Origin of the sequence: Mesorhizobium sp. B2-8-1 (genome assembly GCF_006440955.1) — a bacterium.
In the GTDB taxonomy this organism is placed as follows: Bacteria; Pseudomonadota; Alphaproteobacteria; order Rhizobiales; family Rhizobiaceae; genus Mesorhizobium.
This window is the reverse complement of sequence record NZ_VFTX01000004.1, coordinates 197,592-212,051: the sequence shown is the minus strand read 5'-3', so window position 1 is coordinate 212,051 and position 14,460 is coordinate 197,592. Positions and strand designations below refer to the sequence as shown.

Annotated in this window: 15 protein-coding genes; 14 read left to right on the top strand and 1 reads right to left on the bottom strand. The window is 64.5% G+C overall.

What is annotated here, in order from left to right; all coding sequences use genetic code 11:
- Positions 1-3: 3 nt before the first annotated feature.
- The 5 genes from FJ428_RS12840 (at position 4) to FJ428_RS12820 (ending at position 5,996) form a co-directional block, all read left to right on the top strand.
- On the top strand, positions 4-1,002 hold the full coding sequence (locus FJ428_RS12840) for an aldo/keto reductase (RefSeq protein ID WP_140522562.1): 999 nt from the start codon (positions 4-6) through the stop codon (positions 1,000-1,002).
- Positions 1,003-1,338: 336 nt separating this feature from the next.
- Entirely contained in the window at positions 1,339-2,334 is a 996-nt protein-coding gene (locus tag FJ428_RS12835; protein WP_140513786.1) for an ABC transporter substrate-binding protein, read from the top strand.
- Between the two features lie 62 nt (positions 2,335-2,396).
- Positions 2,397-3,950 (top strand): sugar ABC transporter ATP-binding protein, encoded by a 1,554-nt coding sequence (locus tag FJ428_RS12830; RefSeq protein WP_140500305.1) that lies wholly within the window; start codon positions 2,397-2,399, stop codon positions 3,948-3,950.
- Positions 3,947-4,915: an ABC transporter permease gene (locus FJ428_RS12825; RefSeq protein WP_140500307.1), complete on the top strand. Its 969-nt coding sequence runs from the start codon at positions 3,947-3,949 to the stop codon at positions 4,913-4,915. The genes FJ428_RS12830 and FJ428_RS12825 overlap by 4 nt, the downstream gene beginning before the upstream one ends.
- A 61-nt stretch (positions 4,916-4,976) precedes the next feature.
- Positions 4,977-5,996, top strand: coding sequence for a zinc-binding alcohol dehydrogenase family protein (locus FJ428_RS12820; RefSeq protein ID WP_140632884.1), 1,020 nt, complete (start codon positions 4,977-4,979; stop codon positions 5,994-5,996).
- Between the two features lie 123 nt (positions 5,997-6,119).
- Here the strand turns inward: FJ428_RS12820 and phnF are convergent, their stop codons facing one another.
- Positions 6,120-6,869, bottom strand: a complete 750-nt coding sequence (phnF, locus tag FJ428_RS12815) for a phosphonate metabolism transcriptional regulator PhnF (RefSeq protein WP_140513789.1) — start codon at positions 6,867-6,869, stop codon at positions 6,120-6,122.
- 116 nt (positions 6,870-6,985) lie between these two features.
- Between phnF and phnG the strand changes: the two genes are divergently transcribed.
- The 9 genes from phnG (at position 6,986) to phnD (ending at position 14,405) form a co-directional block, all read left to right on the top strand.
- Positions 6,986-7,447, top strand: coding sequence for a phosphonate C-P lyase system protein PhnG (gene phnG / locus FJ428_RS12810; RefSeq protein WP_140500313.1), 462 nt, complete (start codon positions 6,986-6,988; stop codon positions 7,445-7,447).
- Entirely contained in the window at positions 7,447-8,058 is a 612-nt protein-coding gene (gene phnH, locus FJ428_RS12805; RefSeq protein WP_140500314.1) for a phosphonate C-P lyase system protein PhnH, read from the top strand. The genes phnG and phnH overlap by 1 nt, the downstream gene beginning before the upstream one ends.
- Before the next feature lie 2 nt (positions 8,059-8,060).
- Entirely contained in the window at positions 8,061-9,173 is a 1,113-nt protein-coding gene (locus FJ428_RS12800) for a carbon-phosphorus lyase complex subunit PhnI (RefSeq protein ID WP_140500316.1), read from the top strand.
- Positions 9,170-10,135 (top strand): alpha-D-ribose 1-methylphosphonate 5-phosphate C-P-lyase PhnJ, encoded by a 966-nt coding sequence (locus FJ428_RS12795; protein WP_224518920.1) that lies wholly within the window; start codon positions 9,170-9,172, stop codon positions 10,133-10,135. Before FJ428_RS12800 ends, FJ428_RS12795 begins: the two co-directional genes overlap by 4 nt.
- Positions 10,132-10,908: a phosphonate C-P lyase system protein PhnK gene (gene phnK / locus FJ428_RS12790; protein WP_140879528.1), complete on the top strand. Its 777-nt coding sequence runs from the start codon at positions 10,132-10,134 to the stop codon at positions 10,906-10,908. Before FJ428_RS12795 ends, phnK begins: the two co-directional genes overlap by 4 nt.
- A gap of 64 nt (positions 10,909-10,972) precedes the next feature.
- Positions 10,973-11,680 (top strand): phosphonate C-P lyase system protein PhnL, encoded by a 708-nt coding sequence (gene phnL, locus FJ428_RS12785; protein WP_140522572.1) that lies wholly within the window; start codon positions 10,973-10,975, stop codon positions 11,678-11,680.
- Complete coding sequence (locus tag FJ428_RS12780; protein WP_140522574.1) at positions 11,677-12,294, top strand: DapH/DapD/GlmU-related protein; 618 nt, start codon at positions 11,677-11,679, stop codon at positions 12,292-12,294. Before phnL ends, FJ428_RS12780 begins: the two co-directional genes overlap by 4 nt.
- A 261-nt stretch (positions 12,295-12,555) precedes the next feature.
- Positions 12,556-13,404, top strand: a complete 849-nt coding sequence (gene phnC / locus FJ428_RS12775) for a phosphonate ABC transporter ATP-binding protein (protein ID WP_140500368.1) — start codon at positions 12,556-12,558, stop codon at positions 13,402-13,404.
- 92 nt (positions 13,405-13,496) lie between these two features.
- Entirely contained in the window at positions 13,497-14,405 is a 909-nt protein-coding gene (gene phnD / locus FJ428_RS12770; RefSeq protein WP_140500369.1) for a phosphonate ABC transporter substrate-binding protein, read from the top strand.
- Positions 14,406-14,460: the final 55 nt, after the last annotated feature.

Here is a 14,460-nt window from a genome sequence, read left to right as displayed (position 1 = left end):
TGCATGGAAAAACGCCGCATCGGCCAGACGGCGCTCGAGGTCACCGAAGTAAGCTTCGGCGGTGCCGCGATCGGCGGGCTCTACCGCGCCTGTTCGCGCGAGGCGGCGATGGAAACGTTGCAAGGCGCGTGGGAGGCGGGCCTGCGCTATTTCGACACCGCGCCCTTCTATGGTTTCGGCCTGTCGGAGCGGCGTTTCGGCGACTTCCTGCGCTATAAGCCGCGCGATTCCTATGTGCTGTCGACCAAGGTCGGGCGCCTGTTCCGGCCCGTTCCGGAGGATCAGGTTCCCGATCACTCCTATGTCGATCCGCTGCCCTTCGCGCTCGACTACGACTATTCCTATGACGGCATCATGCGCTCGGTCGACTTCAGCTATGCGCGGCTTGGTCTAAACAGGATAGACATCCTGTTTGTGCACGACATCGGCGTGTACACGCATGGCGTCGAGAAGACCAAGATGCACTTTCGCCAGTTGATGGACGGTGGGCTCAAGGCGCTCGAAGAACTGAAAAACTCCGGCGTCATTTCCGCCTACGGGCTCGGCGTCAACGAAGTCCGGATATGTCTCGACGTGATGCGTCGCGCGCCGCTCGATTGTATCCTGCTCGCCAGCCGCTATTCCTTGCTCGATCGCAGCGCCGAAGCCGAACTTTTGCCGCTCTGCCGCGCCCGACAGACTTCGCTGGTCATCGGCGGTGTGTTCAACTCCGGCATATTGGCGACCGGACCGGTGCAGGGCGCCCATTTCGACTACAAGCCCGCCAGCGGTGACGTGCTCGACCGCGTCGGCGCGATGGAGCGGATCGCCGCCGAAGGTGGTTACCCGCTCGCCGCCGCCGCGTTCCAGTTCCCCCTCCAGGAATCCTCGGTCGCCACCGTGCTGACCGGCACCGCCAAGCTGGCGAACCTGACCCGCAATCTCGAACTGCTCGATGTCGACGTGCCTCAGGCGGACTACGCCAGATACCGCCCCTACACCGTAGTGCAGGAATTGGCATGAAGTGCCCGATCCGCCCGGGCGAAGGCGTGCGATCGCGGGGCTTCACGATCCCGCGAACCGAAGAAGGAACGGGCATTCTATATTGACTAATTTATGGAATTAATATTCCATACGTTAGTCACGCGAAACGGAAGCGTCGGGCAGCGTGGGGAGAGCAAGGCGCCAGTGCGGTCATGACCGCCATGCCCCGAGGATGGCATAAACACCGCTTGCATCGACCGGATCGATGCACTATCAAAATATTGCAACTGTTTTTTATTGATAAAGTTCTGTTTGGCTACGCCTATCCGAACCGAGCTTCCATATCGTTCACCGGGCGACCTAGGGAGGAATTCCATGAAATTCGTGACCAGCATTCTCAATCGCCGCGCAGTCATGGCGCTGGCGGCCGCGTCGATGCTTGCCGGCGTCATGCACTCAGCGCCGGTTTCGGCGGCGGACGTGACCATTCCGATCATCGTCAAGGACACCACGTCCTTCTACTGGCAGATCGTCCTGGCCGGGGCCCGCAAGGCCGGCAAGGATCTCGGCGTCAACGTGCCGGAGCTCGGCGCCCAGGCAGAGACCGACGTAAACGGCCAGATCTCGATCCTCGAAAACGCCGTCGCCAGCAATCCGGCGGCGATCGTCATCTCGCCGACCGAGTTCAAGGCGCTCGGCAAGCCGATCGACGAAGCCGCCGCCAAGGTCAAGGTTATCGGCATCGATTCCGGCGCCGACTCCAAGGCCTTCACCTCCTTCCTGACCACCGACAACGTCCAGGGCGGCCGCGTTGCCGCTGACGGCCTCGCAGCGGCCATCGGCGAAGCCAATGGCGGCAAGATCGAGGGCGACGTTGCCCTGATCACCAACACGCCTGGCGCCGGCTCGCTCGAACAGCGCAAGCAGGGCTTCATCGAACAGCTCAAGGCGAAGTATCCAGGCCTGAAGCTGGTCGCCGACAAATATGCCGACGGCCAGGCCACCACCGGCCTCAACATCGCCACCGACCTGATCACGGCCAATCCGAACCTCAAGGGAATTTTCGCTTCCAACCTGATCATGGCGCAGGGCGTCGGGCAGGCTGTCGCCGAAAACAGCCTCGGCGGCAAGCTGGCGCTGGTTGGCTTCGACAGCGACGAGAAGCTGATCAAGTTCCTCAACGATGGCGTCATTTCCGCCCTCGTCGTCCAGGATCCCTACCGGATGGGCTATGACGGCATCAAGACCGCACTTGCCGCCTCCAAGGGTGAAAAGGTCGAGACCAATGTCGACACCGGCGCCAACCTGGTCACCAAGGCCAACATGAAGGATCCCAAGATCGACGCGCTGCTCAACCCGAAGCTCAACTGAGTATCGGCACGCGCAACCGTTTCCGGGGCCTCTGCGCCCCGGAAACAACAGGGAGGATTGCCATGACGTCGACCGCGCAGGAACTGCATCCGGCCCCCGTGCTGGAGCCCGGCAGGACGATCCTCGAGCTGCAGGGTCTGGAAAAGCGCTATCCCGGCACGCATGCGCTGAAGCCTGTGACCCTGGCCTTCAAGGCGGGAGAGATCCACGCCATCGTCGGCGAGAACGGTGCCGGCAAATCGACCCTGATCAAGCTCCTGACCGGCGTCATCCCGCGCACCTCCGGAGAGGTTGTGTGGGAAGGCAAGCCGGCTGCCCTGGCGACGCCGCACGAAGCCATGGCGCTCGGCATCAACGCCGTGCACCAGGAAGTCGTGCTCTGCCGCCACCTGACCGTCGCCGCCAACATGTTCCTCGGCGAGGAGAACTCGCGCTTCGGCATCCTCCAGCAACGAGCCATGGTCAGGGAAGCGCAGAAGATCATCGACGGTCTCGGCTTCGACCTGCCGGCGCATGTCGTGCTCGGCGATCTCACCATCGGCCAGCAGCAGCTGATCGCCGCCGCCCGAGCCACCGTGCGCGGCACCAAATTCCTGATTTTCGACGAGCCGACCGCCTACCTCACCCGCAAAGAGGCCGACCAGCTGTTCACGCTGATCCGCCGCCTGAAGGGTGAAGGCGTCACCATCATCTACATCAGCCATCGCATGGAGGAGGTGTTCGAGCTCGCCGACCGCGTCTCGGTGCTGCGTGACGGCACGCTGGTCGGCACCCGCAACATCGCCGAGACCAATGAGCCGGAGCTGGTCAAGCTGATGATCAACCGCTCGATCGAGCAGATCTATCACAAGGAGCATTTCACGCCGGGCGCCGTGATCGCCGAGGCGCGGAACCTGTCCGGCAAGGGTTTCGAGAATGTCTCTCTGTCGGTGCGCGCGGGCGAGATCGTCGGGCTCTACGGCCTGATCGGAGCCGGCCGCAGCGAATTCGTCACCACCCTCTACGGCCGCCACCGCAAATCGGCCGGCCAAGTGTTGTGGGAAGGCAAGGAGGTGCAGGTCAACTCCGAGCACGACGCCATCAAGCTCGGCATGGCGCTGGCACCGGAAAGCCGCCGCGACCAGGGCCTGTGCCTCAACCTGCCGGTCGCATTGAACCTCAATTTGCCGATCTACAAGCGCATATCGAAAAATCTGCTGATCTCGTCTGCGCAGGAGAAGGCCGAGGCGGACCGGCAGATCGCCGACCTCAGGATCAAGACGCCGACGCGCGGCGCGCTGGCCTCCAGCCTGTCCGGCGGCAACCAGCAGAAGATCGTCATCGGCAAGTGGCTGGCGCACGGCGCCAAACTGTTCATCTTCGACGAGCCGACGGTGGGCGTCGATGTCGGCACCAAGGCCGAGATCTACCGGCTGTTCAGTGTGCTGTTGTCCAAGGGCGCGGGCATCATCCTGATCTCGTCCTACCTGCCTGAGGTCTACGAACTGGCTGACACGCTGCATGTGTTCCGGCGCGGCAAGCTGGTGGCCACGCATGGTTTCCGCACCGCCGATCACGAGGACATTCTGAGCCAGGCCCTGGCCGAGAAACAAGAAAAGACGGGAGGACAGACATGAGCACCGAGGCGATCCCTGCCGAAAAGCCGAAGCGCAACTACAATGCCCTGTTCGGGCTGACGCTGCTTGGCCTGCTGCTTCTGATGTGGGTCATCCTGGCGGTCGCGACGCCGTCCTTCGCCTCGGCGCTCAACATCACCAACCTGCTGCGCCAGGGTTCCCTGATCGCCATCCTGGCCGTCGGCCAGACCTTCGTCATCATCACCGGCGGCATCGACCTTTCCGTCGGCGCCATCGTCGGCTTCGCCACCGTCATCGTCGCGCTGCTGATCAATGCCGGCTGGCCGGTCTGGATCGCGGTTCTGGCGACACTGCTGGTGGGGGTCGCCATCGGCCTGTTCCACGGTTTCGGCATCGTCAGGATGGGCCTGCCGCCCTTCATCATCACGCTGGCGACCATGACCTCGCTGCGCGGCATCGGTCTCCTGATGACCAATGGCAATTCGATATCGATCAACAGCGACGCGTTCCAGGCGTTTTCGCGCGGCTCGCTGTTGGGGATCCCCTATCTGTTCTGGATGGTAATCGTGGTTGCCCTGCCCTCCTACGTCTTCCTGCACCACACGCGATGGGGACGCTATCTCTTCTCCGTCGGCTCGAACGCGGAAGCCGCGCGCCTCTCCGGCGTCAACGTGCCGCGCACGATCTACATGGCCTATGTGCTGTCCGGCCTGTGCGCGGCTTTCGTCGGCGTGCTGCTCGCGTCCCGCATCGGCATCGGCAATCCGACGCAGGGCGACACCTACGAGCTGCAAGCCATCGCCTCGTCGGTGATCGGCGGCACGTCGTTGTTCGGCGCTATCGGTTCGGTGCACGGGCCGCTGATCGGCTCGTTCATCCTCTCCACCATCAACAACGGCGCCAACCTGCTCAACGTCAACACGTTCTGGCAGCGCGTCATCACCGGCATGTTGATCATCGTCATCGTCTACTTCGACGGCCTGCGCCGCCGAGGTGGCAAGTAAAATCGATCGCCGGCCGGGTCGAAAATCGGCCGACGATTCCATGAACCGACTGGATTGAAGCATGAAAGCCGTTGTCTGCCGTTCGCCCGGCGACCTTGTCGTGGAAGACCGTCCCGCGGCTGGCTCGCCGCCTCCCGGCTGGGCGCTGGTGGCGGTCAGCCATGTCGGCATCTGCGGCACCGACTACCACATCTTCGAGGGCAAGCATCCCTTCCTCGCCTACCCCCGCATCATGGGCCATGAAGTGTCGGGGACCATCGTCGAGGCGGGCGAAGGCGTTGGTCTTGCCACGGGCGAGCCGGTCATCATCAATCCCTATCTGGCGTGCGGCAAATGCATCGCCTGCCGGCACGGTAAACCCAATTGCTGTGTCCGGATCGAAGTGCTCGGCGTGCATCGCGACGGCGCCATGTGCGAACAGATCCTTATCCCGGAACAAAACCTCTATCCAGCCAACGGCCTGTCGTTGGCCGATGCCGCGGCCGTCGAGTTCCTGGCCATCGGCGCCCATGCGGTGCGGCGCTCGCGTGCCGATCCCGGCGCACGGACGCTCGTCATCGGCGCCGGACCGATCGGGCTCGGCACCGCCATCTTCGCCCGCATCGCCGGGCTCGACGTGACGCTGCTCGACATGAGCAGCGAAAGGCTCGGCTTCGCCGCCAATGAACTCGGCTTCAAGACCCTCGACGGGTCGCGCGGCGCGGCATCCGATCTGGTCAGCGAAGCGACATCAGGCGAAGGCTTCGACGTGGTCTTCGACGCCACCGGGAACACCCCCTCGGTGCAGTCGGCCTTCGCTCATGTCGCGCATGGCGGGACATTGGTGCTGGTCAGCGTCGTGAAGGACGACATCGCCTTTTCCGACCCCGAGTTCCACAAGCGCGAGATGACGCTTGTCGGCAGCCGCAATGCCTTGAGGGCCGACTTTGACCACGTCGCCGCTTCGATCCGCGATGGCGCGGTGCCGCTGGCCAAGCTCGTCACCCACCGCACCACGCTTGCCGACACGCCACGTGACCTCGCCCGCTGGGCGCATGAGAAATCCGGGCTGATCAAGGCCGTGATCGAGGTAGGGGCATAACATGGCAGGCCGTGAACCCGGCCCGAATTGACCACACCCCCGCGCAGGTCGACCCCCAAACGCCAAGCCGCTGACAAGTGCGCGCGACCGGGCTGGTCTGATTCCAGCGTTAGGCCGACACGCCTACAGCGCCGACAGTTTCAGCTCCACCCGCTCCGCCGGGAAGCGCGCCTCGGCGAATTGGATCGGCCGGCCGTCCGGCGTCATGTTGACGGCCACCGTGACCAGCACGATGCCGCCCGGCTGCAGATCGAGGTCGGCAAGGTCGGAAGCATCGGCGTGACGCGCCGACAGCACCGTCGATTGCCTGAGATAATCGTCTATGCCGAAACGCTTGAGCGATGCGGTGATCGACCCGGTCTCGGCCATGGCCACATCGATGCCGGCGAAGCGCCTGGCGTCGAACCAGCCGGAAGCGCGCGACACCGGCTTCCCATCGGCCTCGCCGCGCGTCTCCAGGCGAATCACATCCGATCCCCTGGCAACGCCCAGGGCTTCGGCGACGCGCCGGCTGGCGGGCTCGACCGATGAGGCCAGCAGCACGATATGCCGCTCCGACGCCTGGCCCTGCAAGCCGGTTGAAAATCGCGTGCGCGCGCCGATCGGATAGGACAGCCGCTTGCGCGACAGCACGAAAGTGCCGCGCCCCTGCTCGGCCCGCAGTACCCCGTCTTGCACGAGCGCCGCGATGGCGCTGCGCACCGTGTGACGGTTGACGCCATAGCGCTCGGCCAGCGCCACCTCCGGCGGCAGCGCGGCATTCTCGGCAAAATCGCCGGCAGCGATCGATTGCAGGATTCGGTCGGCGATCTGGCGCCACAACGAGACGCCGCTGCGCCGCTCGATACCGTCAGCCACGTGTTTTCCGTTCACGGTTTCGCCCCTGGCCGGCCCCTGTCACGCACCCGTCATGGACTCGCGTTAGGTAATGGGTATAATTCGTATGGTTGTCTATATCAATAGACAAATTAGAAGCAAGGGTGTTGCTCATGCGAGGACAGGAAGCGCGCGACCAGGCCGAACGCAAGGCGGCCATGGCAACCCTGGCGCAGTCCAGCGGCGACGACATCGTTCGCCTCTGGAACGAATCCGGCCTGCCTGCCGAGGCCGAACTGCTGCGCGGTCCCGAGACCGGCCTGGTTACCATGCGCGGCCGCATCGGCGGCGGCGGCGCGCCGTTCAATGTCGGCGAGGCCACCGTGACCCGCGCCACAGTGCGCCTGCCGTCCGGACAGGTCGGCCATTGCTATGCGCTCGGCCGCGACAAGCAGAAGGCGAAGCTGGCGGCCATCGCCGACGCGCTGTGGCAGGACCCCGCCCACCGAGAGGCGGTCGAAACGGGCCTTCTCGCGCCGCTGCGGGCTGCCTTGACCACGGCACGAGAAAGGCGCCGCGCCGAAACGGCGGCAACGAAGGTGGATTTCTTCACCATGGTTCGCGGAGAAGATTGATGGATATCGCAGCGCAATCGATCGAGGGCGGGTTCGCCGATCCGGTGTTCAACGCCCAGACGGTGTTTCGCGCCGTCATGGACGCAATGGCGCGGCCGGGCAGCGTGCAACCCTTGCCGGCCCTGGCCCGCCCGCCGGCGCCGCTTTCGGCGACATCGGGCGCGGTTGCGCTGGCATTGTGCGACAATGACACGCCGCTCTGGCTCGACCCGGCCCTGCATGCCTCGGCAGCGGTCATGTCCTGGCTCGGCTTTCACAGCGGTGCGCCGCTGGCCAACACCCCGGCCGACGCGCATTTCGCGTTTGTGGCCTCGCCGGCCGAGATGATGGCGCTCGACGGTTTCTCGCAAGGCACGCAGGACTATCCCGACCGCTCGACCACATTGATCCTGCAGGTAGGCGATCTCACGTCAGGCACGCCGCTGCTGCTCGAAGGTCCTGGCATCGAGAAGACGGCGACGATCGCGCCGGCCCGCATGCCGCGTCATTTCATCGAGCAGTGGAAGCAGAACATCAACCGCTTTCCGCGCGGCGTCGACATCATCCTGGCGGCACATGACAGCCTCGCCTGCCTGCCGCGTACGACACGCATCAAGACGACGGAGGCCTAGCGATGTATGTTGCGGTAAAAGGCGGCGAAGCCGCGATCGCCAACGCCCACAGCCTGCTCGCTGACCGTCGGCGCGGTGACCGCTCGGTACCGGCACTGCGCCTCGACCAGATCGTCGAACAGCTGGCGCTCGGCGTCGACCGGGTGATGAGCGAAGGCTCGCTTTACGATCGCGAACTCGCCGCACTCGCTATCGTGCAGGCGCGCGGCGACATGATCGAGGCGATCTTCCTGGTGCGGGCCTACCGCACCACGCTGCCGCGCTTTGGCTATACAAATGCCATCGACACCGCCACCATGCTGGTCGAACGCCGCGTTTCGGCGACCTACAAGGACCTGCCCGGCGGCCAGTTGCTTGGGCCCACCTTCGACTACACGCACCGGCTGCTCGATCCCGAGCTTGCCGCCGGCGCCGATGTCGCCGCGCCCTTGCGGCGCGAGACGGAAGCGCAGCCAATGCCGCGCGTCTCGGCGATCCTCGCTCGCGATGGGCTGATCGAGCCGGACGGAGACATGCCGCAGGACCATGTCCCCGGCGACATTACCCGCGAGCCGCTGGAGTTCCCGATGGCTCGCGACATCCGCCTGCAGGCGCTGTCGCGCGGCGACGAGGGCTTCCTGCTGGCGCTCGGCTATTCCACGCAGCGCGGCTATGCCCGCAACCATCCCTTCGTCGGCGAGATCCGCATCGGCGAGGTCGAGCTGGAGCTCGACGTGCCCGAACTGCCTTTCGCTGTGCCGCTCGGTACCGCGCGCGTTACCGAATGCCAGATGGTCAATCAGTTCAAGGGCTCGGCCAAGGCGCCACCGCAATTCACCCGCGGCTACGGGCTGGTCTTCGGCCAGAGCGAGCGCAAGGCGATGGCCATGGCACTCTGCGACCGCGCTCTTCGTGCAAGCGAACTCGGCGAGGACATTGTCGCCGCCGCCCAGGACGAGGAATTCGTCATCTCGCACTCCGACAACGTCCAGGCGACCGGCTTCGTCGAACATCTGAAGCTGCCGCATTATGTCGACTTCCAGGCCGAACTCGACCTCGTGCGCCGCATGCGCGCCGAGTACGGCGCCCGCGAAAATCCCGGCAAGATTGAAGAGAAGAAAGAGGCCGCGGAATGAGCGCGCAACCGACCGACATCGCCGCCTACAACTTCGCTTATCTCGACGAACAGACCAAGCGGATGATCCGCCGCGCGATCCTCAAGGGCATCGCCATTCCCGGCTATCAGGTGCCGTTCGCCTCGCGCGAAATGCCGATGCCCTATGGCTGGGGCACCGGCGGCGTCCAGGTTACCGCTTCGATCATCGGCCCCGACGATGTGCTGAAGGTCATCGACCAGGGCGCCGACGACACCACCAATGCGGTCTCGATCCGCGCCTTTTTCAAGAAGGTCGCCAATGTGGCGGTTACGACCGATACCGCCAGCGCCAGCATCATCCAGACCCGCCACCGCATTCCCGAACATCCGCTCGCCGCAGGCCAGGTGCTGGTCTACCAGGTACCGATCCCCGAGCCCCTGCGCTTTCTCGAGCCACGCGAGACCGAAACGCGCAAAATGCATGCGCTGGAGGAATACGGCCTCATGCATGTGAAGCTCTATGAGGACATCGCCAAGCACGGCCGCATCGCCACCACCTATGCCTATCCGGTGAAGGTCGAGGGCCGCTATGTGATGGACCCGTCTCCGACGCCGAAATTCGACAATCCCAAGATGCACCGCTCGCCGGCTTTGCAGCTGTTCGGCGCCGGCCGCGAGAAGCGCATCTACGCGCTGCCGCCCTTTACTGATGTGGTCAGCCTCGACTTCGAGGATCATCCGTTCGAGGTGCAGACCTTCGACCAGCCCTGCGCGTTGTGCGGCGCCGAGAACGTTTATCTCGACGAGGTCATCCTCGACGACCACGGCGGCCACATGTTCGTCTGCTCCGACACCGACCACTGCGAGAAGCGGCGCAGCGCCCCTACCTCCCCCTTGTGGGGAGGTCGCGCCGAAGGTGGGGGTAGCGACCCATCGGCAGCCCCCACCCCGGCGCTGCGCGCCGACCCTCCCCACAAGGGGGAGGGTAAGGAGATACAATGACCGAAGAACCCTTGCTGCGCGTTTCGGCGCTCTCCAAATTCTACGGCTCGCGCGTCGGCTGCGACAACGTCACCTTCGATCTGTGGCCGGGCGAAGTCCTGGCTGTCGTGGGCGAATCCGGCTCCGGCAAGACGACTTTGCTCAACTGCCTGTCGACACGACTGTTGCCCTCATCCGGCACCGCCAGCTACCGCATGCGCGACGGCCAGTTCCGCGAACTCTACCGCACGAGCGAGGCCGAGCGCCGCTTCCTGATGCGCACCGACTGGGGCTTTGTCCACCAGAATCCGGCCGACGGCCTGCGCATGACGGTGTCGGCCGGTGCCAATGTCGGCGAGCGGCTGATGGCGGTGGGCGACCGCCACTACGGCAAGATCCGCGCCACCGCCGTCGACTGGCTGTCGCGCGTCGAGATCGAGGAAGACCGCATCGACGACGACCCGCGCGCCTTTTCCGGCGGCATGCGCCAGCGCCTGCAGATTGCCCGCAACCTCGTCACCGGCCCGCGGCTGGTGTTCATGGATGAACCGACAGGCGGCCTCGACGTCTCGGTGCAGGCGCGCCTGCTCGATCTCTTGCGCGGCCTCGTCACCGATCTCGGCCTCGCCGCCATCGTCGTCACCCATGACCTCGCGGTGGCGCGGCTTTTGTCGCAGCGCATGATGGTGATGAAGGACGGCCGCGTCGTCGAAAGCGGCCTCACCGACCGCGTGCTCGACGACCCGCGCGCGCCGTACACGCAATTGCTTGTTTCTTCCATTTTGCAGGTTTGACGATGGCGCCAAGTCACCCCCCTCTGGCCTGCCCGCAAACGAATGACGATTGGAGTACCTTCTGATGCCGACGCCTCTCGTTGTTTCCGACGTCGCCAAGAGCTTCACCATGCATCTGCGCGACGGCATCAAACTGCCTGTCGTCGCCGGTGTCTCCTTCTCGATCCGCGCCGGTGAATGCACCGTGCTCGGCGGCCCGTCCGGGGCCGGCAAGAGCTCGATCCTGAAGATGCTCTACGGCAATTACGCCGTCGACGAAGGCCAGATCATCGTCACGCACGAAGACGGGCTGATCGACCTTGCCAGCGCCAGCCCGCGCACCGTGCTTGCCGTGCGCCGCCAGACCATCGGCTATGTCAGCCAGTTCCTGCGCACCGTGCCCCGCGTATCGGCGCTCGACGTCATCGCCGAGCCGCTCGTGGAGCGCGGCGAGGATCGCGAAACAGCAAGAAGTAAGGCGCGCGCCTTGCTGGCGCGGCTCAATCTGCCGGAAAAACTCTGGGCATTGCCGCCGGCGACCTTCTCCGGCGGCGAGCAGCAGCGCGTCAATATCGCGCGTGGCTTCATCACCGAGCACCCGATCCTGCTGCTCGACGAGCCGACCGCTTCGCTCGACGCAAGGAACCGCGATGTGGTGATCGAACTCATCGCCGCCAAGAAAACGGCAGGCGTCGCCCTGCTCGGCATCTTCCACGACCATGATGTGCGCGAAGCGGTGGCCGACCGCATCATCGACGTCACCGCCTTCGCCCCGGGAAAGCTCGCCGCATGAGCAGGAAATTGTCGGAGACGCCGCTGGTCCACCCGACGGCGGACGTGGAGAATTCGACGCTTGGCCGGTGGACCGAAATCGCCGACCGCTGTCGGGTTTCGGAAAGCGAACTCGGCGACTATTCCTACATGATGCAGGACTGCGCCGTCTGGTGTGCGACGATCGGCAAATTCTCCAACATCGCGGCAAGCGTGCGCATCAACGCCACCAACCACCCGACCTGGCGGCCGACGCTGCACCATTTCACCTACCGCGCATCGGACTATTGGGACGATGCCGAACACGAGAGCGAATTTTTCGCTGAGCGCCGCGCCAGGCGCGTCACAATCGGCCACGACACATGGCTTGGCCATGGCTCGACAGTCCTGCCCGGCATCACCGTCGGCGATGGCGCCGCCGTCGGCGCCGGAGCGGTGGTATCGAAGGATGTCGCTCCCTACACCATCGTCGCCGGCGTGCCGGCAAAGCCGGTCCGCGAGCGCTTCGACCGCCGCACCGCCGAGCGCTACCAGGCGCTTGCCTGGTGGGATTGGGACCATGCGAGGCTGCGCGCCGCACTCGACGATTTCCGTCAGCTCGAGGCCGAAGCTTTCCTGGAAAAATACGGTGGATGACGGTGGTGAATGGAATAGGGCTGCTCACTATTCGCATCCCTTACACAGAGTTCGGGCAGGGGGCTGTCTTCTCGAGCCGCCTGCCTTCCGCAGCTTCAGGGACATGGAAGCACTTCGAGGAACTGATTGGTCCTGGCCTGATCGCGCACGACACGGCTGTGGGTGGTAACAAAACTGACATCAATCCGACACCGCAGGTTCATGGCGCTGCGCTAGCGAGGGTCAACAGGACCTTCAACCGCGACTGGACGGGAACGCACCATGTCAGCCACGCTCGAAATCCGCGGCGTCACCCGACGATTTGGCAAGAACACCGCCGTTAACGATGTCAGCATCTCGATCCCGCAGGGTCAGATGGTCGGCGTCATCGGCCGTTCCGGCGCCGGCAAGTCGACCCTTCTGCGTATGATCAACCGGCTCATCGATCCCAGCCATGGATCGATTTTCTTCGACGGAGCCGAGGTCTCGCAATTGCGCGGTTCGCCGCTCAGGCGCTGGCAGCGCGACTGCGCCATGATCTTCCAGCAATTCAACCTTGTGCCGCGCCTCGACGTGCTGACCAATGTGCTGCTCGGCCGGCTGAACCATCGTCCGACCCTGTCGAACCTTTTCGGCATGTTCTCGCGAACCGAATGTGCGCAGGCGGTCGCCGCCCTCGAGCGGCTCGATATCGCCCGTACCGCGCTGCAGCCCGCAGGCACCTTGTCGGGCGGCCAGCAGCAGCGTGTCGCCATTGCCCGCGCCATGATGCAGCAGCCCCGGGTGATCCTGGCCGACGAACCGATCGCTTCGCTCGACCCGCTCAACGCCAAGGTGGTGATGGATTCGCTGCAGGACATCAATTTGCGCGAAGGCATCACCGTGGTCACCAACCTGCACACGCTGGACACCGCCCGTACCTATTGCAACCGTATCATCGGCATGGCCGCGGGCAAGGTCGTGTTCGACGGGCCGCCGGAGGAGCTCAACCGCGAGGCCGTCCGTCTCGTCTATGGCGCCGACAGCAATGGCGGCGAAATCTCCGAGGCCATCACCTCCACCAGCGTTGCCTTCAAGCAAAAGATCGCCGCATCCGCCGGACCGCTCGAACCCGCGTTCCCGGGTTACTGAGAGCGGACATGGATCGCCAGCCCGCGTCAGGGCACCCGTCAAAATCACCAACGCCGCCGGCGCGGGGCCGGAACCTACAGGAGAGAAATCAGATGTTCAGGAAGATGGTTTTCAGCGCCGTTTCGGTGCTCGCAATGGCCACCGGCGCGGCGCATGCCGCCGATATGAAGGAATTCCGCGTCGGCATCCTCGGCGGCGAGAACGAAACCGACCGGCTGCGCAACTACCAGTGCCTCGCCGATCACCTGAAGGCCGAATTCGGCTTCGAGAAGGTCTCGCTGTTTCCGGCCGCCGACTATGACGGTGTCATCCAGGGCCTTCTCGGCGGCACGCTCGACTTCGCCGAACTCGGCGCTTCCGGCTATGCCAGCGTCGTCCTCAAGGATCCCAAGGCGGTGACCCCGATCCTCACCACCCAGCAGACCGACGGCGCGACCGGCTACTATTCGATCGGCCTGGCGCTGAAGTCTTCCGGCATCACCGACATCAAGTCGGCCAAGGGCAAGAAGCTCGGCTACGCCGATCCGGATTCGACCTCCGGCTATCTGATCCCGCTGACGCAGATTCCGAAGGACACGGGGGCGTCGAACGAGACCTTCTTCGCCTCGACCCAGTTCAATGGCGGCCATGAGAACAATGTGCTCGCCGTGCGAGACGGCAAGGTCGACGTGGCCGTGGACGATTCCTCCGGCATCGGCGACTTCAAGGACGGCTACACCTCCGGCACCTTCCACAAGGAAGTCGCCAAGGGCGCCGTCGACCCCAACGACTTCGTCGAGGTCTGGCGCTCGGGCCTGATCCCGAACGGTCCGCTGGTCGTGCGCACGGCGCTCGGCGACGAGATGACGGCCAAGCTGGCGGCCTTCTTCACCGACCTGCCCAAGAAGGACAAGGCCTGCTTCGAAGGCGTCGAAGGCGGTGATTTTACCGGCTACGTTCCGGTGAAGGCGGATTTCTATAACGTCATCGTCGAAGCCCGTAAGGCAGCCATCGGCGGCTAAAGGCAGAAGTCAGGAAGGGCGGCGTCGAGAAAACGCCGCCCTTCTTGCATCTCCG

Bases quoted from the DNA above. Each gene is read 5' to 3' on its own strand.
- FJ428_RS12840 (WP_140522562.1), top strand. From the start codon at position 4: ATGGAAAAACGCCGCATCGGCCAGACGGCGCTCGAGGTCACCGAAGTA.
- FJ428_RS12835 (WP_140513786.1), top strand. From the start codon at position 1,339: ATGAAATTCGTGACCAGCATTCTCAATCGCCGCGCAGTCATGGCGCTG.
- FJ428_RS12830 (WP_140500305.1), top strand. From the start codon at position 2,397: ATGACGTCGACCGCGCAGGAACTGCATCCGGCCCCCGTGCTGGAGCCC.
- FJ428_RS12825 (WP_140500307.1), top strand. From the start codon at position 3,947: ATGAGCACCGAGGCGATCCCTGCCGAAAAGCCGAAGCGCAACTACAAT.
- FJ428_RS12820 (WP_140632884.1), top strand. From the start codon at position 4,977: ATGAAAGCCGTTGTCTGCCGTTCGCCCGGCGACCTTGTCGTGGAAGAC.
- phnG (WP_140500313.1), top strand. From the start codon at position 6,986: ATGCGAGGACAGGAAGCGCGCGACCAGGCCGAACGCAAGGCGGCCATG.
- phnH (WP_140500314.1), top strand. From the start codon at position 7,447: ATGGATATCGCAGCGCAATCGATCGAGGGCGGGTTCGCCGATCCGGTG.
- FJ428_RS12800 (WP_140500316.1), top strand. From the start codon at position 8,061: ATGTATGTTGCGGTAAAAGGCGGCGAAGCCGCGATCGCCAACGCCCAC.
- FJ428_RS12795 (WP_224518920.1), top strand. From the start codon at position 9,170: ATGAGCGCGCAACCGACCGACATCGCCGCCTACAACTTCGCTTATCTC.
- phnK (WP_140879528.1), top strand. From the start codon at position 10,132: ATGACCGAAGAACCCTTGCTGCGCGTTTCGGCGCTCTCCAAATTCTAC.
- phnL (WP_140522572.1), top strand. From the start codon at position 10,973: ATGCCGACGCCTCTCGTTGTTTCCGACGTCGCCAAGAGCTTCACCATG.
- FJ428_RS12780 (WP_140522574.1), top strand. From the start codon at position 11,677: ATGAGCAGGAAATTGTCGGAGACGCCGCTGGTCCACCCGACGGCGGAC.
- phnC (WP_140500368.1), top strand. From the start codon at position 12,556: ATGTCAGCCACGCTCGAAATCCGCGGCGTCACCCGACGATTTGGCAAG.
- phnD (WP_140500369.1), top strand. From the start codon at position 13,497: ATGTTCAGGAAGATGGTTTTCAGCGCCGTTTCGGTGCTCGCAATGGCC.